We start from the raw sequence: 24,464 nt of genomic DNA, 5'->3' as shown, positions 1-24,464 counted from the left end.
TGTGTGAGCATACGTATGTGTGTGAACACCAGACGAGACGAGGAGAACAATGCAGTTTGGAATTTTCACTATTGGCGATGTCACCCCAGACCCGACCACAGGGAGCACGCTCACAGAGGCCGAACGAATTGAGGCTATGACCCGCATCGCCCTAAAGACCGAAGAAGTTGGGCTTGATGTCTTCGCAACTGGTGAACACCACAATCCGCCGTTCGTTCCTTCCTCTCCCACGACCCACTTAGCATTCATCGCGGCACAGACGAAAAATATTATCCTGTCTACTTCTACGACCCTGATCACAACAAACGATCCTGTAAAGATTGCAGAGGATTACGCATTCCTTCAGCATCTGGCCGGTGGGCGAGTCGATCTCATGATGGGGCGTGGCAACACAGGCCCGGTCTACCCGTGGTTTGGCAAGGATATCCGCAAAGGCATCCCGCTTGCTGTGGAAAACTACCATCTGCTGCGCAGGCTCTGGCGCGAAGATGTTGTTAACTGGAGAGGCGAATTTCGCACGCCTCTCAACCGTTTTACGTCAACTCCACGCCCCCTCGACGGAATTCCACCATTCGTCTGGCACGGATCCATCCGCTCTACAGAGATCGCTGAACAGTCAGCATTTTACGGCGATGGATTTTTCCATAACAACATTTTCTGGAACAAGGAGCATACAGCTCGCATGGTCCAGATTTACCGGCAGCGATACGAGCATTTTGGCCACGGTCGTGCGGATCAAGCGATCGTCGGTCTGGGGGGCCAGGTATTTATCGCAGATACAGAGAAAGAAGCCAAAGACTTCTTCCGGCCATACTTCGATAACGCACCCGTCTATGGACACGGACCGAGCTTGGAAGAGTTCACGGAACTTACCCCACTGACCGTTGGGACAGCTGAACAGGTTATTGACCGTACGCTCCAATTTGCGCAGTGGGTCGGCGATTACCAACGCCAGCTATTCCTCATTGACCATGCTGGCCTCCCCCTCGATGTCGTTTTGGATCAGATTGAGCGCTTAGGCCGTGACGTAGTGCCAGTGTTGAGGGAAAAATTCGAGGAGCGTCGACCTGACCATGTTCCCAGCGACCCACCCACTCACGCGTACCTCGACGCACACAGAGACTCTCCCCACTTTGCTGTCCTGCCTGGAAAGGATGATTAATCAATGTGCACCATCGTTGTCGTAACAGCGGGCCTTTCTCAGCCCTCGACAACTTCCTCTGTCGCACAAAGAATTGCCGACTCAGTAAACGCAGCTGTTGGTGCTCGCGGAGAGGAGGCCAACATAACCACGATCGAGTTACGCGATCTTGCCGTCGATTTGGCTAAAGCCCTCGTATCGGGTGCGCAGTCGGCTGATTTAGCATCCGCCTACGAAGCTCTCGGAAACGCAGACGGCATCGTCGCAGTGTCCCCCACGTTTTCAGCGAGCTACTCCAGCCTCTTTAAGATGTTCTTCGACGTCATGGACAAAGATCTACTGACGGACAAGCCCGTTCTTCTAGCGGCCACGGCAGGTACCCCCAGGCATTCCCTCATGCTCGAGCACGCAATGCGACCGCTGTTCTCCTTCCTCCGCGCACGTATTGTTCCGACGGCAGTCTTTGTCGCGACGGAAGATTTTGCAGGCGAGCATTCGGAGGCGATCGATCACCGTATTGCCCGCGCCGCCGGACAACTCGCACGCGAAATTGTCACTGAGCGAGATCACGCAGGTGGCCTTGGAGGACCGTTGTCAGACGGGCCAACTGCCCCGTTAACTGAATCCAACCCGAAAAGTTTCACGTCCCTTCTCCGCAAGCACACAGGAGAGTAACCAAAGCTCTCCGGCACCAGCTCGGTGTCACCTGGCGTCCCCGGTGCTCGCTACGCTAGGCAGCAATCAACGGACACTCTGCCCAGCCATTGCCACCTGTGCTAGTAAGTGCTAGTAAGCCATTTGCTCGTCCTGACAGCTTGAGCCTTCCTGCATCACCCATCTTGTTGGCCCCATCGTCCCCTGGTTGCTTCCGGTTCACCACGGTTGCTGTAATTCTCAGCCCGCACGCTCTCAGAACTGAATCGACACAGAGAAAGAAAGCGACAGTTACCAACGGACATCGTGGAGGTGTTGCCACGCCGTACCATTTTCTGCTCAAGTCCAGCATTCAGCGCCCCCACTAGCGGATGGTGTCTACCACACCGCACGCATAACGGTATGTGATTATTGTCTCTCTAGATTCCGAACGAAACCTAATTAACGGGGCACTTTCTCACAGCGCGACCGAGGGACGTGAATTTTTATACATCAGACTGTATAAGGCACCTTTTCGATTTAACGAGGTGTCATAGTTTTCCGTTAGAGTAGGGATCATGACCATCAGCGCTGTTGACATTTTTAGCATCGGCATTGGACCGTCGTCGTCACACACGGTCGGCCCGATGCGAGCCGCCAAACGATTTGCTGAGGAGTTCCACCCCACCAACGTGAGAATCGAGCTTCGGGGGTCTCTCTCCTCCACCGGCCATGGGCATGGAACTGACCGTGCTTCCGTACTCGGACTGGCAGGTTATGAGCCGGTCACTGTTCCCTTGGACATCGACCCTAAGCCGGGTGCAGCCGTCCCCACCCATGGTTCGATCACGAGCATCGACGGGAAGGAAATTTCCTTCCACATCATTTTCAACGATGTCGCTCTCCCCGAGCACCCCAATGGCATGATCTTCACCGTGCTCGACGAGAACGACGAGCCGACCGACCAAACTGAGACGTACTTCTCGGTCGGCGGTGGCTTCATCCAATCAGCCTCGGAGCTCAAGGCGGCTCAGGACGCACCGGGAGAAACGTCCGGCGGTGTCGCAACCCAGGACCAAGACGTGAAGGTCCCGTGGCCGTTTACCAACGGCGCAGAGATGCTCGACCGGTGTGAGCGCTCCGGCATGTCCATCTCGGAGATCATGATGGAAAATGAGGTTGCACTCCATGGTTCCGAGGAGTTCGTCAACAACCACCTCGATCTTGTCTGGGACACGATGGTTGAGTGTGTCGAAAAGGGCATGCGCGGTCGTGGCATCCTTCCTGGTGGCCTCGGCGTTCAGCGCCGCTGTTATGCGCTGCATCAGAAGCTTCTCCGGCACGAAAACGCTGAGCGTGCCGGCCAGCTGACGGCTATGGAATGGGTCAACCTCTATGCCATGGCTGTCAATGAAGAGAACGCTGCCGGTGGTCGCGTCGTCACTGCACCGACCAACGGGGCTGCCGGTGTCATCCCCGCCGTGATGTACTACGCCAAGACGTACCTGCCCAACTTCGACCGCGAGGCTTCTCGACGCTTCCTCCTCACCGCTGCTGCCATCGGCATCGTCATCAAAACAAACGCTTCGATTTCCGGTGCTGAGGTCGGCTGTCAGGGAGAGGTCGGCTCTGCGTGCGCAATGGCCGCTGCGGGCCTGGCAGAGCTCTACGATTCCACCCCCGCCCAGGTAGAAAACGCCGCTGAGGTTGCTCTCGAGCACAACCTTGGCCTCACCTGCGACCCGGTCGGTGGCCTGGTTCAGATTCCGTGCATCGAGCGCAATGCGATCGGTGCAGTGAAATCCATTAATGCCGCCCGGCTCGCACGCATGGGTACAGGCAGTCACCATGTTTCTCTCGACGATGCGGTTGTCACGATGAAGGAAACTGGCCTGGACATGATGAGTAAGTACAAGGAGACCTCAAAGGGTGGCCTGGCGGTCAACATCGGACTCCCGGTCACTATCACCGAGTGCTAAGCATTCTGTAAAAATCAGCAGCTAAAAGCGTGGACCTGCACACACAGGTCCACGCTTTTTGAGATGCTCACACTGAACCATTCGATGCTCGCCCAGTACTCGTGGACTGCGAACAAAAACCGGCCTACGCACTCGCCCGGGCCGGTTCTCGTCTGTCAGTAGCAGCGTTTTCTAGAGTCGTTCCTCCAGGAATGCCTGCACCGCGCTCAGTGAGACGGTTTCCTGCTCATGGTTATTCATATCACGGACGGCGACATTTCCGTCTGCGAGCTCCTGCTCGCCGAGGACGAGGCAGTAGCGTGCGCCGGAGCGGGACGCACCTTTCATAGCCCCCTTCAGCCCACGGTCACCATAGCTCATATCGGTACTGACTCCCGCAGCTCGGAGATTATTGACCACACCTGCGAGAACTCGCTTTGCCTCGCTACCGAGTGGGACGCCGTACACGTCCACCCGCCTGGGGCTGCCTGCGGATACACCTTCTGCCTCCAGTGCAAGCAAAGTGCGATCAACACCGAGACCGAAGCCGATTCCGGAAAGCTCCTGTCCTCCGAGCTGAGCCATGAGACCGTCGTAGCGGCCACCGCCACCGATCCCGGACTGAGCGCCAAGCCCTTCGTGGACGAATTCGAAGCAGGTCTTGGTGTAGTAATCCAAGCCACGCACGAGCTTCGGGTTGATGGTGTAGGAAACACCGAAGTCGCCGAGAAGCCCCTTAACTACCTCAAAGTGCTCTCGAGACGAGTTTGAGAGATGATCCAGGAGAAGTGGCGCGTCGACAAGCATCTCCTGCACTTCTGGACGTTTGTCGTCCAGAACGCGCAAGGGATTAATTTCAGCTCGACGCTGGGTCTCCTCATCCAGCGGAAGTTTGCGGAGGAAAGCCTGAAGCTTTTCGCGGTAAGCCGGGCGACATTCGGCATCACCAAGGCTTGACAGATCCAACCGGTACCCGGTCAAGCCCACAGACTTGTAGCATCGATCAGCGAGTGCAATGATCTCGGCATCCAGCGCCGGATCGTCTACGCCGATTGCCTCCACACCTACTTGTTGCAGCTGCCTGTAGCGTCCCGCCTGCGGTCGCTCGTACCGGAAGAACGGGCCCGAGTACACGAGCTTTACCGGTAGTTGTCCGCGATCAAGGTTGTGCTCAATCACTGCACGCATAACTCCAGCTGTGCCTTCAGGACGAAGCGTCACAGAACGACCGCCACGATCCTCAAACGTGTACATTTCCTTCGTCACAACGTCCGTGGACTCGCCCACGCCACGCGCAAAAAGGTGGGTGTCCTCGAAAATAGGAAGCTCGATGTGCTCGAAACCGGCACGCTGAGCCTCGTGAGTAAACGTCTCCCGTACCGCAAGAAACTCGCGGGAAACCGGGGGCACGTAGTCGGGTACACCTTTAGGAGCAGAAAATGATACGTCAGTCACATTTAAGCATCTTACTCGAGACCCGAAGCTGAAGGACGGCCCCCTGTGCAGATCAGTCCACAAATGGCCGAGTTGTCGTAAACTGGTCGCTATGCTCTGTGGACTAGCCCCGGCCGCGACCACATTCATGATTTCAGTTGAGCCGGAATGCACTGGCCTGAACACAGGCCCGACTGCATGACTGGAAAGGCACGCGACCTTCTGCCCACCAATGAAAACCGGACGTTACTCTCGGAAGAATTGGATCAAGCCGATCTGGCTCCGGTCTAAAAGAATTCACCTGCGCCTCCATCCCACTGCGAGCTTTGCTCGCAAAAAGTCGACTTCGACATGCAGCACTTTTATATATTCAGGGTGGCTGGAAAACGCCACGCGCTGTGAACACCAACCTTGCGTGCAGAAAAACAAGGGGAGATAACACCCGGTAACTGCAAGCTAGTGATAACTATTCGAGCACCTCAATCATTCTGTAGTTGAATGAAACCCTCCGCGTTAGGAGGACAGAGTACCCACGTGAATCTTTAGCCACATGGCTATCCAATGGACTACCGCAAGTATGGATTGTTTTCTAGTTCTGCAGCGATTGTTGTTCCGGGTCCATGACCGGGGAAACACGTATAGGCCTCGGGTAGTGTCCTCACTTTATTGTGCAGGGAATCCCGCATAGCTGCCGGTGAGCTACCGGGAAGATCTACCCGGCCCATGGATCCACGGAACAGAACGTCACCTGTGAAAACGGACTTAACTTCTTCGCTTACAAGGATGACGCATCCCGGAGAATGCCCCGGGCAGTGCCGGACCTCGAATTGGTGGCCGGCGATGATTGCTCCAGAGTCCTCGGTCAACTCGCGTAGATCGTCTACCTTTTCCATGTCTTCCGCGTGGTACGCGCGAGCAGCTTCAGGAGAGACTCCAGCAGCTGGGTCATCCATCATGAACCAATCATCTGGATGCAAGTAAACGGGCACCCCAGCAGGGTTGGCAAGCGCGGCGGCATCGCGAACATGATCGATGTGGCCGTGCGTAAGCACGACCGAGTCCAGAATGAGTTTTTCCTTCTCAAAGAATTCCGTTAGAACCTGAGCAGCCCCCATACCTGGATCAATGACCGTCGCATGACCGTTATCGATGACAGCGTACGTGTTGGCCTGAAAAGGACCAGTTACCGCGATCTTGCATTCCATGGGCTTTAGCCTACCAAGACAAAGGAGTCGAAATAAGTACGTTTGCGAATTCCCACCGTCAATGCAGATACCCTGTGAGCACCACGAGCCCCAGAGCCACATTTTCCTTTCCTAATTTCGGTTTGGTCTTCCTTTAACTCTTCGCCTGATGACCAGGTTGCAGCGCGAAGAGAACTGGGAGAAGGGCGGAAAGTGCCATTGCCTATGAAAGGAAAAATTGCCTATGAAAGGCAAAACGGCCTAAGAGGTAGTCCGACCTAGGAAGTTCTCTTGACTTAATCATCGGCCCCCTTATTCCCGTGCGCTCGTTTGCTTTCCCGATTACTGCGACCCTCCGCCATGTGTTTTCTTCTCCCAGCCAGCAGAAGCAATGGACGTAGTAACGCAAGGGCTAAGATAAGATGCGCACGAAATACAGTTTTATTAACAGTTGAGCCGACAGGGAGTTTTTAGTGTCTAATTCCGACTCACAAAACAATAGGCAGATTCGCGAGGAATCTTTGGAGAAGCTGCGCAAGGATCTCGCAACACGAGAGCGCAAGGAGAAGCGTGGCCCGCTGGGCACGATCCTCGCCTCTGCTCTCGTCATCGTTCTCGTTGTGGCGGGAATCTACTTCTTCGCTACGAAAGACGATGGTGCAAAGATCGAAGCCGAAGACAGCACGACAACTGTCGAGTCCACTACAATGACCACGGCTACCGAGGAGCCAGAGGTTACCGCTCCTGCGCTGGCTCTCACTCGTTCGGAAGCTTTGCCGGAGACTGTCACCTGTGAGTACCCCGAAGAAGGCGGCGCTGCACGGGAAGTTTCCGCACCGGATACTCAGGATATCCCTGCTACCGGAACTGTTAACGTCACTCTCAAAACCAACCAGGGTGACATTCCGATGACCCTTGACCGCTCTGTCAGCCCGTGCACAGTAAATGCGATTACCCATCTCGCGTCTAACGGTTACTACGATGACACCGTCTGCCACCGCATCACTACAAACGGCATTTACGTGCTGCAGTGTGGCGACCCCACTGGTAACGGTGCCGGCGGCCCCGGCTTCAACTTCGCCAACGAGTACCCAACCGACGAAGCAGAAGATCAGTCCTCGCCCGTGAACTACCAGCGCGGCACTATTGCGATGGCGAACGCAGGTATCGGCACAAATGGATCCCAATTCTTCCTCAACTACAAGGATTCGCCGCTGCCCCCGCTGTACACCTATTTCGGCAAGATTTCTGATGAAGGCCTCGCAACAATCGACGGCATCGCTGCGAAGGGCACAAAGACCGGTGGCTCAGACGGCGCCCCGGCTGAAGAGGTTCGTATTGAAACCGCGCAGGTGAACTAGCTGTAAAGGCCGCTTGCTGAACCACTTTTCCCCGCGCCATTCTTCCCCCGCTTTCGGGAAGAATGGCGCTTTTGCAATTGCTCAGACTTTACACAGGGAATTTCAGGTGTGCACCAAACGTTCGTTTTGGTACCGGACTCCACCGAATTTGACCGTTGCGATACAAACTTGTTCATTGCTACTGCACAGCGGGCGGATTATCGTCTATACTTTCAGCCAGAAGATTTCTCGGAAGCCTTTGAGAGATCAGAGCTGGCTAACAGCTCGCCCCAAGCCAGACATATTTTCGACTTCCACGTAAGGAATTTTGATATGCGCAAATCTATCTTCGCCGCAGCGACGGCTGCAATGCTCACATTCGGCCTCGTTTCTCCAGCATCTGCATTGGACTGGGAAAAGCCCACCACTATTCCGCTCGGTTCCTCCGATGAAGCCTACGACTATGAGTTTGGCTGGAATGACGAGAAGCCTTGGAAGCTTGAGGAAACTCGAGTTACCGGCCCGGACAATAAGGTTGTCTGCGATACTCTGAACCCCGGTATCAACGACTTCATGTTTACTGTAAGCAACGGTCGGTGCCACTACCGCACTCCTTTGGAAGTGATCAAGGAAATTACTAACTACATCACTTCGATTTCTTCGGTTATTTCCGCTGTAATGGGGATCGTGAACAACGCCAACCGATTCATCAAGTAGTCAAACGTTTCAAGACTCCAAAAGGGCACGCTTCGGCGTGCTCTTACCTTTTATGTACACCAGGTCAATCATTTGCGTTTGCAAAGCAAAAACAACGAAATTCCCTAACGACAGTTCACCTTTCTACCTTAAGGACTCGTCGCTAACTCTGAAACACTAATTTCCTGAAACCAAGCAAAACCGTCACGACCGAACTAGTCGTTGACATTTTCAACCACCTCAAATTCTCCCCAATTGTCTGTTTTGCCTTGCGTAACTCCCACCGTCCGTTTATTATCGACGTATGCGTAAATTTCTAGCCGTTGCCACAGCCTCCACTGTTGCACTTAGCTGTGCGACCACCGCACTCGCCGACGATAACACCACTACTATCAACCCGCCGTCGGGCTACAAGTACCATGGCGATATCACCCAGGGTGAAGGTTCTTCGCAGGAAGTCTTCAAGCTTTACCAGAAGCCTGACAAGGATGGCGATCTCGCCCAGCAGATCGTATACGACAAGGATGGCAAGGTAGTTTGCGACACCGCCAGCAGCAAGGCCGACTTCATGTGGACCGCCGGTAACACCAGGTGCAACTACAAGAAGCCGCTCGATGTCATCAAGGATATCTCCTCCTACATTGCTGCTATCTCTGCGGCGATTGGCGCGCTCTTCGCTATCTACACCACCGCTCAGAAGTTCATCAAGTAGCCTTTCTCGCGCTTTAAGAAAGTAACTCCGGCACCTGTTAATTGGCAGGTGCCTTTTCTTCTTTAAAAAGCTTCTCCTCTTTTAGTAGCAACGGGGAGAATCGACCGGCAACAAAACCTCAGTTGCGACGGTTTACAGATCCCTCAAATCTGCTGCTTCGAACGCACCTCTTTCCTTCATTCCTTCCGCGAGAGTTCAGGCCAAAACGCCATTCCAGAATTTCCTCACCTGAAGGTCCGGCAATTTAAAGGGCCAGGTGCCCCGTTTTAGGAATTCAAGAACTAGTTTTGGCCTATCCCCCAGAAGTGAGCCTATACACGTCATACACGCCTTCCACGTTGCGCAGCTGAGACATGAGGGCACCAAGCTGTTTGGTATCCGAAACCTGGAAGGAGAACCGGCAGAACGCAACGTTGTCGTCACTGGAGTGAGAAGACGTGGCTAGAAGCGAAACCTTCTGATCACTGACCACCTTCATCAAGTCAAACAAAAGGTTGTCGCGGTCGAGAGCTTCCACCTGCAGAGTCGCGGAGAAAACTCCCTGCCCTTGGCTTGCCCAGGTGACGTTGATTAAGCGCTCGGGTTCTTTCCTCAACTGAGCGGCATTCGTGCAGTCCGTCCGGTGAACGGAAACGCCACCGCCACGGGTAATGAACCCAAAGATCGCGTCGCCAGGAACGGGCATACAGCACCGGGCAAGCTTTGCAGCAATATCTGGGTCGCCCTCAACGAGGATCCCGGCATCATTGCCTTTCTTATCCGTCGGGTGGATGCGAGGGCCAGCAGCGATGAGCTCTTCCGCAAGGGCTTCACCGCTCTTTGATTGATCGATCGGCTCTTCTTCATCGCCGAAAAGTGCGATGAGTCGCTTTGCCACGTGAGCGACGGATTCTGTCCCCGTCCCGATTGCAGCAAACATCGGTGCAACGTCGTTGTAGTGCAGGTCCTCAGCAACCGTCTTGACGGTCTTTTCCGTGAAGACCTTGGAAAGTGGGAATCCCGATCGCTGCATTGCAGCCGTGAGTTCTTCTTTGCCAGTTTCCTGGGCTTCCTGGCGGCGTTCGCGGGCAAACCACTGGCGGATCTTCGTCTTCGCACGTGGCGAAGCGACGAATGATTCCCAGTCCTTGGAGGGACCCGCGTCGGGATCCTTAGAGGTGAACACCTCTACCCTGTCGCCATTGTTGAGCTTTGTCTCCAGAGCTACCAGCCGGCCATTTACTTTGGCACCGATAGTGCGGTGTCCGACTTCCGTGTGCACCTGGTAAGCGAAATCAATCGGGGTCGAGCCTGCAGGTAGATTCACAACGTCAGATTTCGGTGTGAAGACGAAAATCTGCTTAGCTGTTAGGTCATGGCGAAGGGTATCGAGGAATTCGTTCGGATCGCTCGCCTCTTTTTGCCAGTCCAACAGTTGACGCATCCAGGCCATCTGGTCAACCTCAGCCTGGCCACCCGTGTGCTTTCCTTTAGTCTCCTTGTAACGCCAGTGCGCGGCGATGCCGTACTCCGCCTGATAGTGCATTTCATGCGTACGCACTTGCACTTCGAGAGGTTTACCGTTGGGGCCGAGCAGCGTCGTGTGGAGCGACTCGTACACGCCATAGCGGGGATTAGAGATATAGTCCTTAAAGCGTCCTGGTAGCGCGGGGTACAGCGAATGCATGACGCCAATGGCTTCGTAGCAGAGCGCCTTCGTATCCACGAGGATCCGGATTCCCACGAGGTCAAACAACTCGTTAAAGTCATGGCCACGATCGGTCATCTTCTTGTAAATAGACCAGTAGTGCTTCGGCCTACCGACAACCTCAGCGATAATGTGGTTGGCTTTCAGTTCCTTCTTTACGGCGCTGATAATTTCCTTGAGCTGGCGGTCACGCGCAGGAGCTCTCTCTGCAACAAGGCGAACGATCTCGTCGTACTTCTTGGGGTACAAGATGGCAAAAGATAGATCCTCAAGCTCCCATTTGACGCTCGCCAGCCCGAGCCTGTGCGCGAGTGGAGCAATGACTTCCAGCGTCTGGCGCGCCTTCTTGGCCTGTTTCTCTGGAGGCAGGAAGCGCATCGTACGCATGTTATGAAGTCGGTCCGAAACCTTAATCACAAGCACGCGCGGGTCATCAGCCATGGCGACGACCATCTTGCGGATTGTCTCAGCCTCCGCAGCCGCACCGAGGGCGACCTTATCGATCTTCGTGACACCGTCGACAAGCTTGGCAACCTCAGCCCCGAAATCTCGAGTGAGGTCCTCGAGGGTGTACTCCGTGTCCTCCACGGTGTCATGAAGGAGGGAGGCGACAACCGTTGTCGTGTCCATGCCCATCTCTGCAGAGATGGTTGCTACGGCCAGCGGATGCGTAATATACGGATCCCCGGACTTCCGCTGGACACCCTCGTGAAGGCGCTCGGCGGTATGATAGGCGCGCTCGATGGTATCGGCATCAGCCTTCGGGTAAAACTTCCGGTGAATAGATAGCAGTGGCTCAATAGCCGGGTCGACCCTCGACCACCCTCCCGTGAGACTTTTTGCCAGGCGGGCGGACATACTCCGTCGCGGACGCTGCTTGTTTGATTCACCTGCCATTTATTAAAATTTACTCGCCGTCTACGGAAAGTACCAGAAGTGGAGCATTTCCGAGCTTTTCGCGGCCACCGAGACCGTCCACTTCAAGAATGACAACGTAACCGACAACTTCCCCACCAGCCTGCTGAACAAGCTCGGTGGCGGCCATGAAAGTCCCACCGGTTGCCAGAACATCGTCGATAAGCACAATCTTCTTACCCTGGATGTCAATGCCCTCCGCCGGGATTTCCAGCGCTGCCGTTCCGTATTCCAGAGTGTATTCCTCAGTGATGACCGGTGGCGGAAGCTTGCCTTTCTTCCGCACGGCGAGACACCCCTGTCCGAGCTTGTAGGCAACGGCAGAGCCAACAAGGAAGCCTCGCGCATCCAGTCCCGCAACCACCTCCCCGCCGAGCTTCTGAGAAAACGATGCGAGCTCATCGATGACGAGCGTAAATGCCTTAGCGTTGGCAAAGACAGGTGTCAGATCCTCGAAAACGACTCCTTCTTCAGGAAAACCCGGTACATGCCGTGTTAGCTCGTCGAGAGCCTCGCGCGCGGTGTTGAATGTCATGAGTTATTTAGCTCCTTTTGGCCCAGCGGTCCATGTTCCAGCCGATCCCGGAACGGGTCGTTCCGATCACTACATTGTCTACTGTCGTATCCATAATAAATACTCGGGGTTGAGAGGACAGTGGAATGGTCGGCACTTCCTGCCACAGCATCTCTTCTGCCTTCCTCACTTCCTCCTGATCCTCCGTCGACGCCGCAACGTGACCGTATTCAAACGCCGGCTCCACTGCTATAAGCAAGGCATCCGCCATCGGCGGAACGACAGCGCCAGATGCTGTAGCGTAATTTCCCGCCGCGTACGTGGTCAGCGGTGGCTCGACGGGTTGCTCCGGGACAATCCCTGCATCGGTGGGGTACGCCGCTGCAGCATCACCGACAGTTGGGGGCTCAATAGTCGCGGCTTGTGGGTCGAAATCCGCTGATACATCGACGACGGTAATTCCTGCCGGCTCACAGGATTGACGAATCGCCTCCACCATCGCGGCATATCGCTCATTCGGACCCACGTATGCAACGCGAATTGTTTTACCGCGAAGCCGCTCTGCCAGCGGGAGGTCAACGGCCATATGTGCCGCACCTATATCTTGAGTAGCGATCGTTGTAGGGGTTTCGGCAGAGGACAACCGGGTTCCAAGAGGGGTCACGGGGACCCCAGATACGCTGGTTGACTGCTGTGCAACTGCCTCCTGGTTAATACAGGCCGCGAACGCCTGCCGATCCTCAGGCGCAGTAAAAATTCCGGTCTTCGAGAGCACAAGTTGGTCTATCAGTTTCCCGCTTGTTGGCTCAACGGCGTACCCGCTCTTCTTATCCGTCCATGACGCATCAGCCACACGCGGAACGTCAGCGATACCGATGACTCCCCCCGACTCGTGGAACTCACCCGTGGATCCGCCATGTGGACGAATCACAAGTGGGGAGATCGCGGGGGCATCACCGTTGTAGTGTTCGTTCGCGACCAGCACGAGCCCGCCGCCCTCAGTCACGCGCTCGATACGATACGGGCCGAAGCTAACTTGTACGGCTGGGTCAAAGTTATCAACGCGGAAGTCCTGTGCCCATGCATCACCGATCTCCTGCATCTGTGCGACGTCGCCACTTTGCACACGTGCAAGGAAATCCGCCTCCGTGAGACCAAATTTCGTGGCAAGAACGTGGGCTGGCATAACGGTGCCTGAGCGGAACAGGTTCCTCCAACGCTGCCCTTGTCCCTCATGGAACACGACCGTGAATTCTTTCGCTCCAGGTTGGCACTTAACTCCCTCGATCTGCTCCATAAGTGGCAGGTGGGAGTCAAAAACTTCCGGGAATTTTCCGGCCTGCACTGCGAGGGCGAAGTCATCGCATGTCAGAGGTACCCCATCGGAAAAGGTGGCTGTATCCGAAATGGTGTACACGACCTGGCGCTTGGCCCCGGGAAGCAGCTGTGCTGTCGCTACATCCCGGTTCGGAATCATTTGACCGGCTGGGCCGTGCACGAAAACACCGGGGAAAAGGCGCGGACTGACAAGTGCGGAATCGGTGAGGAAACCGATATAGCTTGCTGAGTTCGTTGTCACGACGTCCCCGGGGACAAAGTAGGAAAAGATTTTCTCATCATTTCCATCTTTCCCACCGGATGAGCAGGATGCGAGAAGCCCTACCGAGCACACCGCTGCTACGAGTGCTCGGATAGCTCTGCGTACTGTCACGTAAATCTCCTTCACTCACCTCGTGCGACGAGCTGCGTCGCACCCTAAGACCCAAACCCACCCCGCTTTACAAGCGCCGCCTGAACGTAGGCGAGGCGTACCTGACTATTCTATGCCGTTGACTTGATTAACGCTAGATAACATCTGTCCCATCATTTCAGGCTGTTGGCTAATGCTCCGCTCACCTCTCTCCCGACCATCGCTGCTGTCGCTGGAGGAAACGAAGGAAAATCACGCAGAATGATCTCGCACAGTCGCGAAACCTTTTTCTCACCTAGGCACGCATTGCAGCTCTGCTGCCCTTCCAATGCCAACCACAAGACTCACGCGACAGCGATTGACGCGCGTCTCATAAGCACAGGCGTTCTATGGGCGCTCACGATGCGCAACAGGCGGCACCGTGATCAGCGATGACAAGACCCCGCGAGGGAGTTCGTAAAACCGGACTCCCGCGCGGGGTCTAAATCGAATTATGACTTTTGAGTGGTCTGCCTCCGACCAAGTTGTTGCGCCAGCACGAGGGTTTTCGGTGATCTGCCTCGCCGTGCGATCGAAGGAGCGCTACTAGTAACGACGCGTTGGTCGCCAGCTAGCGCCCAACGAAGTCTCACCATCTGGGGTGTTAAACCGCTCGGCATCCTCAGAGTTGACTCCTGTGGGACGAAGGCCATTCGCTCCCACAACCTCGTCATGCTCATCTACAGCGGCCGTACCATCTTCATTCACCAGTCCAGCCTCAACGGCCTCTTGGTAGGTTGCCCCATCAACGTCAGTCCCGCGAACGGCTGCAACCTGCAGGTTGTGCTTCTTGAACTTCTTCTGGCGATTCTTCATACTGACCAAAAGGGGTGTTGCGAGGAACACGGACGAGAAGGTGCCCTCAATAACGCCAATTAGCTGAACCACGGCCAGATCCTTCAAAGTACCAACACCCATGAGCCACACCGCCACAATCATCAGAGCGATGATCGGTAGGGCGGAGATAACCGTCGTGGAGATTGAACGCATGACGGTCTGGTTCACAGCCAGGTTAGCCAACTCAGCATACGTCTTCCGCGTGGTGTGCTCGAATCCCTCGGTGTTCTCCTGCACCTTGTCAAACACGACCACCGTGTCGTAGAGGGAGAAGGCCAAGACCGTGAGGAGACCGATGACCACGGCAGGCGTGACCTCCATGCCAAACAGCGCATAGCAGCCGGCGATGAAGACACCGTCGACGCCCAGCGCCGCAATTGCGGCAACGGACATGTCACGCTCAAAGCGGATGGCAATGTATATGAAGATCAACAGCAGGAATGCGCCGAAGGCAACAATCATTCGGTTGGTGATCGTGGAACCCCACGACTCTGACACCGTAGAATCGCCGACGGCATCGGGAGTGACTTCGCCCGACGCGTCCTTGGGCTGGAACTCGGTGTACAGAGCCTCCCGAGCAGACATGATTTGCTCGTCGGAAAGCCGCTCGGACGCGATCTCAAGGATGCGTGAATCCTGTGCACCCACGATCTGCACGCCTTCTGGGGTGACACCCGTGGCTTCCTCAAATGTGCGGGACACCGCTGCAGTATCCAGGTTTGCAGCAGGCATCGTCATCTTTGTGCCACCCTGGAAATCAATCCCCAGGGTGAAGCCCCGGAAGATGATGCCAAGGGCACAGACCGCAAGCACGACCAGGGTAATGATGTACCACAGCTTGCGACGCCCGACGAAGTCGATGCCACCCTCGCCGGTGTACAGCCGCGTTAAGAAGGAGTGGTTGGTTTCTGGGGTTACGTCGTTGTCGACCCGTACCTGAGTAGTCATTGTTACTTCTCCTCCTGGTTCACGATATGGGAACCATCTGGGCTGCCATCATCAAGGAGCGGAGCTCGCAGGTGTTCGGGCACTTTTGGCTCGTTGGCGATGGATTCCTCAAGGGTGATAAGTGATGATGGACGGTCGTCGGCAATCATATTCGATTCCGGTGCTTCGCTTGTGGCAGTTGATTCTATGTTGCCGTCCTCGTCGGAGACGGATTCGCCATCCGTGGCACCCGCATTCCGCTTGGCAAGCATCCGCTGGTTGTACCAGCCGGTATCGGCGGCCAGCTGCTCGCCGGCTGCACGGCGCTGTTCAACGAGCTCGTACACCTTGCCTAGGCCGTTGACGCTCGCCTTAGCAAAGAACTTCTTCCGGGAGGCGAGGATAACCAGCGGTGCGGTGACGAAGAAGGTCACCGCAAGGTCGAACACCGTCGTCAGTCCGAGGGTAAAGGCGAAGCCCTTCACGTCGCCAACGGCGAGGATGTAGAGAACCACCGCGGCGATGACGGAGACGAAGTTACCGGAGATAATCGTCTTGCGGGCGCGATCCCAACCACGCGGAACTGCTGACCTGAATGTTCTGCCGTCACGTATCTCGTCCTTAATGCGCTCGTAGAGAACGACAAAGGAGTCGGCCGTCGTACCGATACCGATGATCAAACCTGCAACGCCTGCGAGGTCGAGCGAATATCCGATCCATCGGCCGAGAAGGACGAGGGAGCCGTAGACGAGCGTGCCCGATGCCACGAGGGTGAACATTGCCAGCAGGCCGTAAAGGCGGTAGTTGACCAAGGAGAAAACGGCGACGGCGAGGAGACCGATCAGGCCTGCAATGAGGCCGGCGCGAAGCGAAGCTGCACCGAGTGTCGGCGGGATCACTGTCGTCGTGCCGCCACGCTCACCATTCTCACCGACGAAGCTCAGCGGAAGGGCACCGTACTGGAGGTTGTTAGCCAGCGTCTTGGCCTCTTCCTCATTCTTCATACCGGTAATCATGGTGGAGGATCCAACCGGCGTGGCCGATTGCACCTGCGGTGCCGAAATAATCTGCGAGTCCAAGGTGACAGCGACCTGCTTGTTCAGGTACTCCTGCGTCAGCTTGGCCCACGTCTCAGAACCGGTCTCCCCATTGTCAGACTTGAAGGTGAAAACGACCTCGTTCTGTGCGGTCTGCGGGTTGATGCCACCGTTAATCGGGCGGTTGGTATCAATCTCGTTACCAGTCAGGCGACGTCCGTCTTCAGGCTCACCCACCAACAGTGGAGAGGGTCCGAGAAGCAATGGCTGACCCATCTCCGGGTAGCAAGCGACGAGTGGCTTGGACAGGTCGTCGCCACCAGCGATCGGGTCGTGGGTGTTTTCCTCGGAGCATTCCATGAGGGCTGCTGCGGCCATCTGGGTAGCACCTTCAGTGGACTGACGATCCTTCAACATCATGTCGAAGACCTCATCGCGCCGCTTCTGCTCCTCGATGGAGTTCTTCGGTTCTGGCAACGGCTCGGCAGTTACGGTCGGCGCCTCGCCGGTTGCGGGAGCAGCCTCTTCCCCACCATTTTGAGCAGCCTGCTGGTTAAGCAGGTCGTGGTACTGCTTGAGTACTTCGTTGGCCTTTTCCGGCGTAACAAGCCCGTAGGAAACCCAACGGTTAGCCATATCCGTCAGGGTGGGCATGATCTGATCCACCTGCGGAGCAGCTGGCTGCGATACTGTGCGGAAAACCAGCTGCGAGGTCTGGCCAAGGTTACGGGCCTGTGCTGTGTCCTCGCCAGGCACAGTGATGACGAGCGTGTTGCCGTCGGTTACCACCTCGGCACCAGACACGCCCATGCCATTCACGCGGTTCTCAAGAATCGTGCGAGCCTGGTCCAGCTGCTGGGGGGTAGGTTCGCCCCCCTGCGGCACCAGCGTAACGCGTGTACCACCTTGCAGGTCAATGCCTAGCTTCGGCGTGTTTGCGCCGGGTGTAAAAAATAGGAGCGAGTACACCAGAATGAGAATGATTCCGAAGATACCCAGGGCACCCCACGGGTAGCGACCTACGAAATCCGTGGTGCGCCGAGCCTTAGGTTCGGCCTTGCGTTCAGATTGTGACGCCAATGTAAATCCTCCACGACAAGCCATGAGCAGCGCGCCCGGTGTGGCGTGCACCTGTGGCAACCGAACTGGTTGCCGGTATCATGGCCAGTCAACTTATCATCTCTGACGCTTGTGAGCGCCACGTTTAGCAAGTAGTACTGTTTTACCCTTCATAGAGAAGGGTGCACAACGGGTCTATGTTACGACATGCGCTGCTAAAGCGCACGCACCACCCCTGTCTTCCTGGCTTTTCGACGCCCGGTAGTAGCCCTTTCCAGTCATCACACGGAGAGACGTCATCTGCACCGCTTGTGCTGGCTCTCTCGCTGCAACGCTCACTGTCACGCCGGAGGGTAGCACACTGGCCTCGCTGCCGGAGAGAAGGTTGCACGCTCGCTGAGAAGCAATTTTCCTCCACCGCACATACCTCCACCATAAATCTCCACCATAAATAAAGGACCCGTCCTACTCGCGCAAGTAGAACGGGCCTGATGAGCGGACCCACGTACCGGACTCTACAGGCGGGGTCGTCCTAGCGGACTCCTAAAAGCGGACGCGGATTTCTATGAGCCGACTAGACCTGCTCGTGCAAGACGGGATGGTGGGGTTACCATTCGGAGGTTAGCGCGCGTCGCCATCGTCAGGTCGACCTGCATCGGACCCAAAACTCTGTGGGCGCTCGTATCCATCGGTGTGCTCCGTTGCACCACCAGCGGCCTCCGTCTCGGTCTTGGGAGACTCGATGAAGGCATTATTTGCGGCTTCGGGAGAGTCCTCAATCTTCTTCACAATGGCGATCTTCTCCCAGCGGGTAATGACACCAGGGGCGATTTCGAGGTCCACCTCATCCTCGTCCACCAGATGAACGAGAGCATGGAGGCCAGCGGTGGTCACGACGTGATCGCCGGGAAGCAGTTGCCCCTGCATGCTCCGGAGCTGTTCCATCTGCTTCTTTTGCTTACGCTGCATCAAGAACATGGGGGCAGCAAAGATGACAAGAATGACGAGAAGAATAATGAGATCCATGAACTGAATTGTTCCAGAAAACGGCCGACAAGAGAAACGTAGGGCACCCGCGGACCAGAGTTACTACGAGGAGATATCGCCAGATTCACCACTATCATCCCTGTTCCGTACTGGACCAACGTGGCACTGACTGCTCCAACTAGTTTTCTCTCGCGGGACTTCTAGGCGAATAACAGCAGCACACAAAGACCAACAGCCTACGAAGAGCAGCAGCGCACAAAAAGCAGCAGCTTCACGTAAGAACTTGGACACATCTCCCCCGGTGTTACGGAATCTCATCTTCCTTCCGTTTACCAATGCGATCTGGGGCTTAGCTAACGAAAGCGGCAGTAGAGAATTAAAACTCAAGCAAGAAATGCCCTTCGACGCAGAAATAGACTCCCCAACGTCAGCCTCCGTATTCAGGCTCTGCCGTGTGAGGCCTGCACCGTCACTTTGGCAGAACCGGCGAGTTTAGAGACAGGACCGGCGATCAGCCACAGTACGTTACATGAGAGCTGAAAATGGAACCTAGGAACTGTAGCCTGAGACAGGAAACACGAGCCAAAGGGAGCGAAAAGAGACCTCGATCCAGACGTGTCAGAAAAGTCCGAGAGCACCATCCGGTGGAGTCAGGCCCAAGTGCTGCCAGGCTGCGGCCGTTGCCACACGTCCACGCCCAGTACGAGAAATAAGCCCAGCGCGGACGAGGTACGGCTCGCACACCTCCTCAACTGTCGACGGTTCTTCTCCGACCGCGATGGCCAAAGTGGAAACGCCAACCGGGCCACCGCCATGCCCCTTGATAAGCGCGTTGAGCACAGCCCTATCCAACCGATCCAACCCTTTTTCATCCACGTCAAACACGACAAGCGCTGTCTTTGCGGCATCCACGTCGATGTGGCCATCTGAATGGACTTCAGCGTAATCACGTACACGACGCAGGAGACGGTTAGCGATACGTGGCGTTCCCCGCGAACGGCCGGCAATCTCAGCAGCGGCCTCTTTATCGATATTGACTCCGAGGATCTTCGCTGCGCGAAGGACCACTGCGGTCAGGTCCTTGGGCGAATAGAACTCCATGTGCGCTGTAAAACCGAACCTATCCCGCAACGGGCCCGTGAGCATCCCTGACCGCGTAGTCGCACCGACGAGTGTGAAGGGTGCCAATTCCAGCGGAATAGAAGTAGCACCGGGGCCCTTACCGACGATCACATCGATGCGGAAATCCTCCATCGCCATGTACAGCATCTCTTCTGCAGGGCGCGCAATGCGGTGAATCTCATCGATGAAAAGCACATCGCCTTCCATGAGGTTGGACAGCATGGCTGCGAGGTCACCAGCGCGTTCAAGAGCCGGCCCGGACGTCATGCGGAGCGAGGTGCCGAGCTCTTGCGCAATAATCATGGCCATAGTCGTCTTGCCTAGACCAGGCGGACCAGAAAGCAGGACGTGGTCCGGTGCCGACCCACGCTTCTTGGCACCTTCCAACACCAAGCGGAGCTGCTTACGGACCTTATCTTGGCCAATGAATTCATCGATAGACTTCGGGCGAAGGCTCACCTCTAAATCGTGATCAGTCTCCTGCTTCTCAGGGCTGACGGCAGCCGACTCTGGGTTTCGTCCGATACCGACGTTATTGCCTGGAGCGTTGTCATCTCCAGGTAATACGAACTCCGTCTTTTCTACATTGGCCATGGCATGAGCCCCCTTTCTTATTCGACCTTACAGCTATCTTGAATCTTTGTATCTTGAATCTCCGGCCTAGGGTGTTCCTGCGGTCCACCGACTAGACAAAAAGTCGGTAAAAACACGAGTTTCACTCGACCGATTCGGTCAGTACCACGCTTGCTGCTATTTCTTTTTACCTAGGTACTGCAGAGCATGGCGAAGGTTTGTTCCCGTGTCGCCACCTGGGTTGGACTCTTCTGCCCAGGCTGCAGCGTGATTGGCGGAATCCTCATCGAACCCGAGCTGAACAAGGGCAGCAACTACGGTTTCCGATCCACCGGTTACTGGTTCAGCGGCGGACGAAGTAGTGGCGGTCGAATCAATGAACTCGTCTAGCTTTCCGTCGAGAACAGCTGTCATTTTCGCGGCCATGCGCGCGCCAACTCCGGGGATAGCCTGCAGTGTTTTCTTATCATCGTTGGCTACAGCCACTGCGATCTCCGATGGGGAATACGTGTTCAAACATGCAAGCGCCAGCTTCGGCCCGAGGCCTTGGACGCCTTGCAGCTGCGAGAACATTGTGCGCTCCGAATCATGGGCGAAGCCGTAGAGAGTTACAACCTTCTCCCCGATCACCATGGTGGTTAGAACCCGACCATCCTCCCCCAGCGGTAATTCTGCAAGGGTCGCCGCGGTGGCGAGGAACTCGTAACCGACACCACCGCATTCGATGACACCGCCAGTAAGCGACTTGGCAACAACCTCACCGTGAAGGGACGCAATCATCTACTACTCCTTTATTCGACGCGCATGCAGCGCGCGTCTCCACTTTCACTTTTACTATTCTATGAACTCCGCCACGCCCCGACCACAGCGGAGAGTTGGCACGTCACTGTGCATTCAAAGTGCATCATTGTGCTAGATATCTGTACATATTGGATGCGACTCGTATCGGCGCAACGTCTGCTGCTGACCTCTGATCACACCCGTCCTAACCAGTGCCGCAGTTTGGTTGATACTGCCGTCGAGCGCGGCATACCACACATGACCACCGGCATCGCAGGTTACAGGTGCCACCGATCTACGTCTTATTGGATCGATCAACGCCTCACCCATGACTGCGCCCCTCCGAGGTCGCGTAGAGATTCTCCAGTCACTTGAGGCGTTGGCACGACGCGCGGGTGGTACGTCGTGTTCATGCCCTTCGGTCCGGCTGCACGATCTGGGTCGATACCCATTTTGCGAAGCTGCTCCTTCGCTTTTTCCTCACGGAGAATTTGGGGTGCACGCCAGCAGTGAGTGATCGCGATAGCCAGTGCGTCGGCCGCGTCTGCGGGCTTTGGCGGGTTCTCAAGACCCAGAATCCGCGTCACCATGGCAGTCATTTGCTTCTTGTCGGCTCGACCGTTACCAGTAATCGCCTTTTTAACCTGCGAAGGAGTGTATTCGTGCACGTCGAGATTCGCCTGCGAAGCCGCGAGTATAAGCACTCCTACAGCATGCGCTGTATGCAAAACGGTCGAAACCTCCCCACGCTCGAAGAGACGTTCCATTGCAACGACATCCGGTTTGTACTCCGCAATCCAATCCGTGATCGCCTCATACAGTTCCTTCAAGCGGTCACCCATGGATGATTTATATGGTGTCCGCGCCACACCGACCGCGACGGGAATGACCGTTCTGCCTTTCCCTGCCTGCACAATGGATAAACCACAGCGTGTCAGACCTGGGTCTATGCCCAGAACCCTGAGCCCCACTGTTGATTCCATCCTGACAAACTCTTTCCCGTGTATTCGAATTTACGTTCCAATATAAGGTAGCACACGAGAGCCACTCGATGTCGTTGCAACTGCTACACAACGCATCATCCGGTGTTCGCGGGTCAGTATCCCATGTTCGCGGGGTCAGTATCCCATGTTCGTGGGTCCGCATTCGGTGTTCGCGGGTGTGCATTCCGCGTGCTTAAGTCTTTGTCCGCACACCGTCGCGTGGAGCTAGGGGCAGCACCGTGCTATCCCTCAAGAACCAACGGGGACGGCACCAAGACCAAGAACCTAGGCAGCGGAGCGTCGACAAGCACCAATCCCCCATAGCAACAAAAGATGCTCCAGCGGAATTCGCACCAGGAACATTCATGGCGACGGGGTACCCAACAATGACGAAAGCAGGCCACCGCCACTGAATATACGGTGACCTGCTATACCCATCTGCCTGGACCTGACATCGGTTACCAGGAGCAGAAAGCGAGATTAATCTTCGTCCTCAAGCTGGGCTGCAACGTCCTCAGGAATGTCCATGTTCGTGTACACGTTCTGAACATCGTCGGACTCCTCGAGAATATCGATGAGCTTGAGGATCTTCTTCGCCGTTGCGAGATCCGCAGGGTTCTCGACGGAGGCACGGAACTCGGAATCGGTGTCCTCGACCTCAATGTCAGCGGCCTGAAGTGCGTCCTTCACAGCGGTAGTGTCGGAGGCATCGGAGACAACCTCGAACATCTCACCGAGATCGTTAACCTGCTCTGCGCCAGCGTCAAGGACGGCGAGGAGAACATCGTCCTCGGTGAGCTCACCCTTCTTCACGGTGCTTACACCCTTGCGGGAGAACATGTAGCTCACGGCACCGCTGTCGGCCATGTTGCCACCGTTCTTGGTCATACGCGTGCGCACCTCAGTTGCTGCGCGGTTGCGGTTATCGGTGAGGCACTCGATGAGCATAGCGACACCGTTGGGGCCGTAACCCTCGTACATGACCGTCTGCCAGTCAGCGCCACCGGCTTCTTCGCCGGAGCCACGCTTGCGGGCGCGCTCGATGTTGTCGTTCGGGACGGAGGCCTTCTTGGCCTTGCGGATCATGTCATCCAGGGTCGGGTTTGCAGCGGGGTCCCCGCCACCTGTACGGGCAGCTACCTCGATGTTCTTGATGAGCTTGGCAAATTCCTTGCCACGCTTAGCATCGTTGGCGGCCTTCTTGTGCTTCGTGGTTGCCCATTTTGAGTGACCCGACATAGACCAGGATCCTTTCCGTTGCTTTAACTGAACGTAGTTATTATACGAGTGCCTTCTGCACTCGTTCGTACACCCCACCCCACAGGTTACCGATCAACCGGTGGAGGAACACGATCCAGGGCACGACGCTCCGCAGCGCTGTCCTCCATTCGCGGCTCTTTTAGATCCGCAGGGCGGGGGCGGTGATCGCCACCATCCTACCTTCATTCCCCCGCTCACTGGTGGAAGGCCGACGAAAAAACGGTTGGTGAATCCTAATACCCCTTTGCGGCCTCGGAGTGCCCCGGCGCCGGTTGCCCTTCCTCGGCAGCAACAACCGTGGCTGACAGCGGTCACATTCTAGGCGGTATAGGTGAAATTCGCGTCCTCACACATCGATAGGAAATACTCGTGGACATCCGTGATACCGCTGACTTCCGGATGGAAGGACGTAGCTAAAACGCGCCCCTGACGCACACCGACAATGCGTCCCTCTGGCTCGCGACACAGCACTTCGACCTTGTCAGAAACATCCTCGACAATGGGGGCACGGATGAAAGTCGCGTGAACCGGTTCGTCGATTCCGGTGAACGTAAGGTCGGCCTCGAAGGAATCCCGCTGTCGGCCAAAAGCGTTGCGACGGACCGTAATGTCGAGGGCACTGAGCCAGATTGCATCCGGGCGGGTATCCAAAACATTGGAAGCCAACAAAATCATGCCTGCACATGTTCCGTAGGCGGGCAGCCCCGCATCCAACGCCTCTTTGAGGAGAGTATCCATGCCAGACAGGGTAAGCAGACGAGACATCGTTGTCGATTCACCACCAGGGAGGATGAGACCGTTGATCCCCTCGAGATGCTCCGCCCGCCGAACGAGCACAATCTCGAGGTTGCCCCACGACGAATCAGAGTTATCCCGATACTTCTCCGCCACCTGCCGGAGCGTACGCTCGTGTTCTGCTACTCCGCCTTGTACAGCGAGGATGCCAATTTTCATAG

At 56.0% G+C, this 24,464-nt stretch carries 19 protein-coding genes; 6 read left to right on the top strand and 13 right to left on the bottom strand.

The annotated features are described in order from the left end of the window. The first annotated feature begins 49 nt into the window (after positions 1 to 49). From HMPREF3044_RS00450 to HMPREF3044_RS00440, 3 genes are all read left to right on the top strand, one after another. Positions 50 to 1,162, top strand: a complete 1,113-nt coding sequence (locus HMPREF3044_RS00450; RefSeq protein WP_070738907.1) for an LLM class flavin-dependent oxidoreductase — start codon at positions 50 to 52, stop codon at positions 1,160 to 1,162. A gap of 3 nt (positions 1,163 to 1,165) precedes the next feature. After that, positions 1,166 to 1,816, top strand: a complete 651-nt coding sequence (locus HMPREF3044_RS00445; RefSeq protein WP_070738906.1) for an FMN reductase — start codon at positions 1,166 to 1,168, stop codon at positions 1,814 to 1,816. Between the two features lie 536 nt (positions 1,817 to 2,352). After that, positions 2,353 to 3,753 carry an L-serine ammonia-lyase gene (locus HMPREF3044_RS00440; protein ID WP_005389892.1) on the top strand — a complete coding sequence of 467 codons (1,401 nt, stop codon included), beginning with the start codon at positions 2,353 to 2,355 and terminating at the stop codon, positions 3,751 to 3,753. 171 nt (positions 3,754 to 3,924) lie between these two features. Here the strand turns inward: HMPREF3044_RS00440 and hisS are convergent, their stop codons facing one another. Both hisS and HMPREF3044_RS00430 read right to left on the bottom strand, forming a co-directional pair. Then, positions 3,925 to 5,187, bottom strand: a complete 1,263-nt coding sequence (gene hisS, locus HMPREF3044_RS00435) for a histidine--tRNA ligase (protein WP_040428818.1) — start codon at positions 5,185 to 5,187, stop codon at positions 3,925 to 3,927. Positions 5,188 to 5,732: 545 nt separating this feature from the next. Next, positions 5,733 to 6,371, bottom strand: a complete 639-nt coding sequence (locus HMPREF3044_RS00430; protein WP_070738952.1) for an MBL fold metallo-hydrolase — start codon at positions 6,369 to 6,371, stop codon at positions 5,733 to 5,735. Between the two features lie 452 nt (positions 6,372 to 6,823). Here HMPREF3044_RS00430 and HMPREF3044_RS00425 point away from each other — a divergent pair, with 452 nt between their 5' ends. The 3 genes from HMPREF3044_RS00425 (at position 6,824) to HMPREF3044_RS00415 (ending at position 9,098) form a co-directional block, all read left to right on the top strand. Beyond that, positions 6,824 to 7,711 (top strand): peptidylprolyl isomerase, encoded by an 888-nt coding sequence (locus HMPREF3044_RS00425; RefSeq protein WP_005389889.1) that lies wholly within the window; start codon positions 6,824 to 6,826, stop codon positions 7,709 to 7,711. A 312-nt stretch (positions 7,712 to 8,023) separates the two neighbouring features. Further along, complete coding sequence (locus HMPREF3044_RS00420; protein WP_232621838.1) at positions 8,024 to 8,407, top strand: hypothetical protein; 384 nt, start codon at positions 8,024 to 8,026, stop codon at positions 8,405 to 8,407. Positions 8,408 to 8,690: 283 nt separating this feature from the next. After that, on the top strand, positions 8,691 to 9,098 hold the full coding sequence (locus HMPREF3044_RS00415) for a hypothetical protein (protein WP_005394104.1): 408 nt from the start codon (positions 8,691 to 8,693) through the stop codon (positions 9,096 to 9,098). Between the two features lie 292 nt (positions 9,099 to 9,390). Here the strand turns inward: HMPREF3044_RS00415 and HMPREF3044_RS00410 are convergent, their stop codons facing one another. From HMPREF3044_RS00410 to pdxT, 11 genes are all read right to left on the bottom strand, one after another. Further along, a complete protein-coding gene (locus HMPREF3044_RS00410; protein WP_005394105.1) occupies positions 9,391 to 11,682 on the bottom strand; it encodes a RelA/SpoT family protein in 2,292 nt (763 codons plus the stop codon). A 10-nt stretch (positions 11,683 to 11,692) separates the two neighbouring features. Continuing rightward, the gene (locus tag HMPREF3044_RS00405) at positions 11,693 to 12,235 is read right to left on the bottom strand and encodes an adenine phosphoribosyltransferase (RefSeq protein ID WP_070738904.1); all 543 of its coding nucleotides are present in this window, start codon (positions 12,233 to 12,235) and stop codon (positions 11,693 to 11,695) included. 7 nt (positions 12,236 to 12,242) lie between these two features. After that, positions 12,243 to 13,925, bottom strand: a complete 1,683-nt coding sequence (locus HMPREF3044_RS00400; RefSeq protein WP_005394108.1) for an ABC transporter substrate-binding protein — start codon at positions 13,923 to 13,925, stop codon at positions 12,243 to 12,245. Positions 13,926 to 14,489: 564 nt separating this feature from the next. Next, positions 14,490 to 15,728 carry a protein translocase subunit SecF gene (secF, locus tag HMPREF3044_RS00395; RefSeq protein ID WP_005394110.1) on the bottom strand — a complete coding sequence of 413 codons (1,239 nt, stop codon included), beginning with the start codon at positions 15,726 to 15,728 and terminating at the stop codon, positions 14,490 to 14,492. Between the two features lie 2 nt (positions 15,729 to 15,730). Next, complete coding sequence (gene secD, locus HMPREF3044_RS00390; RefSeq protein ID WP_005389882.1) at positions 15,731 to 17,848, bottom strand: protein translocase subunit SecD; 2,118 nt, start codon at positions 17,846 to 17,848, stop codon at positions 15,731 to 15,733. Positions 17,849 to 18,424: 576 nt separating this feature from the next. Continuing rightward, positions 18,425 to 18,829, bottom strand: coding sequence for a preprotein translocase subunit YajC (gene yajC / locus HMPREF3044_RS00385; RefSeq protein WP_005389881.1), 405 nt, complete (start codon positions 18,827 to 18,829; stop codon positions 18,425 to 18,427). Between the two features lie 579 nt (positions 18,830 to 19,408). Beyond that, positions 19,409 to 20,506, bottom strand: coding sequence for a Holliday junction branch migration DNA helicase RuvB (gene ruvB / locus HMPREF3044_RS00380; protein ID WP_005389880.1), 1,098 nt, complete (start codon positions 20,504 to 20,506; stop codon positions 19,409 to 19,411). A gap of 156 nt (positions 20,507 to 20,662) precedes the next feature. After that, positions 20,663 to 21,265, bottom strand: a complete 603-nt coding sequence (gene ruvA / locus HMPREF3044_RS00375) for a Holliday junction branch migration protein RuvA (RefSeq protein WP_005389879.1) — start codon at positions 21,263 to 21,265, stop codon at positions 20,663 to 20,665. A gap of 314 nt (positions 21,266 to 21,579) precedes the next feature. Continuing rightward, a complete protein-coding gene (gene ruvC / locus HMPREF3044_RS00370) occupies positions 21,580 to 22,248 on the bottom strand; it encodes a crossover junction endodeoxyribonuclease RuvC (protein ID WP_005394121.1) in 669 nt (222 codons plus the stop codon). Between the two features lie 480 nt (positions 22,249 to 22,728). After that, positions 22,729 to 23,487, bottom strand: a complete 759-nt coding sequence (locus tag HMPREF3044_RS00365) for a YebC/PmpR family DNA-binding transcriptional regulator (RefSeq protein ID WP_005389877.1) — start codon at positions 23,485 to 23,487, stop codon at positions 22,729 to 22,731. A gap of 339 nt (positions 23,488 to 23,826) precedes the next feature. Then, positions 23,827 to 24,462, bottom strand: a complete 636-nt coding sequence (pdxT, locus tag HMPREF3044_RS00360) for a pyridoxal 5'-phosphate synthase glutaminase subunit PdxT (protein ID WP_005389876.1) — start codon at positions 24,460 to 24,462, stop codon at positions 23,827 to 23,829. Positions 24,463 to 24,464: the final 2 nt, after the last annotated feature.

Source organism: Corynebacterium sp. HMSC073D01 (genome assembly GCF_001815555.1).
GTDB classification, from domain to species: Bacteria; Actinomycetota; Actinomycetes; order Mycobacteriales; family Mycobacteriaceae; genus Corynebacterium; species Corynebacterium glucuronolyticum.
Note: the sequence above shows the minus strand (reverse complement) of the source record. Positions and strands in the feature narration are given on the sequence as shown.

What these genes read in the sequence shown, in the direction of transcription:
- HMPREF3044_RS00450 (WP_070738907.1), top strand. Translation starts at nt 50, where the DNA reads ATGCAGTTTGGAATTTTCACTATTGGCGATGTCACCCCAGACCCGACC.
- HMPREF3044_RS00445 (WP_070738906.1), top strand. Translation starts at nt 1,166, where the DNA reads ATGTGCACCATCGTTGTCGTAACAGCGGGCCTTTCTCAGCCCTCGACA.
- HMPREF3044_RS00440 (WP_005389892.1), top strand. Translation starts at nt 2,353, where the DNA reads ATGACCATCAGCGCTGTTGACATTTTTAGCATCGGCATTGGACCGTCG.
- HMPREF3044_RS00430 (WP_070738952.1), bottom strand. Translation starts at nt 6,371, where the DNA reads ATGGAATGCAAGATCGCGGTAACTGGTCCTTTTCAGGCCAACACGTAC.
- HMPREF3044_RS00420 (WP_232621838.1), top strand. Translation starts at nt 8,024, where the DNA reads ATGCGCAAATCTATCTTCGCCGCAGCGACGGCTGCAATGCTCACATTC.
- HMPREF3044_RS00415 (WP_005394104.1), top strand. Translation starts at nt 8,691, where the DNA reads ATGCGTAAATTTCTAGCCGTTGCCACAGCCTCCACTGTTGCACTTAGC.
- HMPREF3044_RS00410 (WP_005394105.1), bottom strand. Translation starts at nt 11,682, where the DNA reads ATGGCAGGTGAATCAAACAAGCAGCGTCCGCGACGGAGTATGTCCGCC.
- HMPREF3044_RS00405 (WP_070738904.1), bottom strand. Translation starts at nt 12,235, where the DNA reads ATGACATTCAACACCGCGCGCGAGGCTCTCGACGAGCTAACACGGCAT.
- secF (WP_005394110.1), bottom strand. Translation starts at nt 15,728, where the DNA reads ATGACTACTCAGGTACGGGTCGACAACGACGTAACCCCAGAAACCAAC.
- secD (WP_005389882.1), bottom strand. Translation starts at nt 17,848, where the DNA reads ATGGCTTGTCGTGGAGGATTTACATTGGCGTCACAATCTGAACGCAAG.
- yajC (WP_005389881.1), bottom strand. Translation starts at nt 18,829, where the DNA reads ATGGATCTCATTATTCTTCTCGTCATTCTTGTCATCTTTGCTGCCCCC.
- ruvB (WP_005389880.1), bottom strand. Translation starts at nt 20,506, where the DNA reads ATGGCCAATGTAGAAAAGACGGAGTTCGTATTACCTGGAGATGACAAC.
- ruvA (WP_005389879.1), bottom strand. Translation starts at nt 21,265, where the DNA reads ATGATTGCGTCCCTTCACGGTGAGGTTGTTGCCAAGTCGCTTACTGGC.
- ruvC (WP_005394121.1), bottom strand. Translation starts at nt 22,248, where the DNA reads ATGGAATCAACAGTGGGGCTCAGGGTTCTGGGCATAGACCCAGGTCTG.
- HMPREF3044_RS00365 (WP_005389877.1), bottom strand. Translation starts at nt 23,487, where the DNA reads ATGTCGGGTCACTCAAAATGGGCAACCACGAAGCACAAGAAGGCCGCC.
- pdxT (WP_005389876.1), bottom strand. Translation starts at nt 24,462, where the DNA reads ATGAAAATTGGCATCCTCGCTGTACAAGGCGGAGTAGCAGAACACGAG.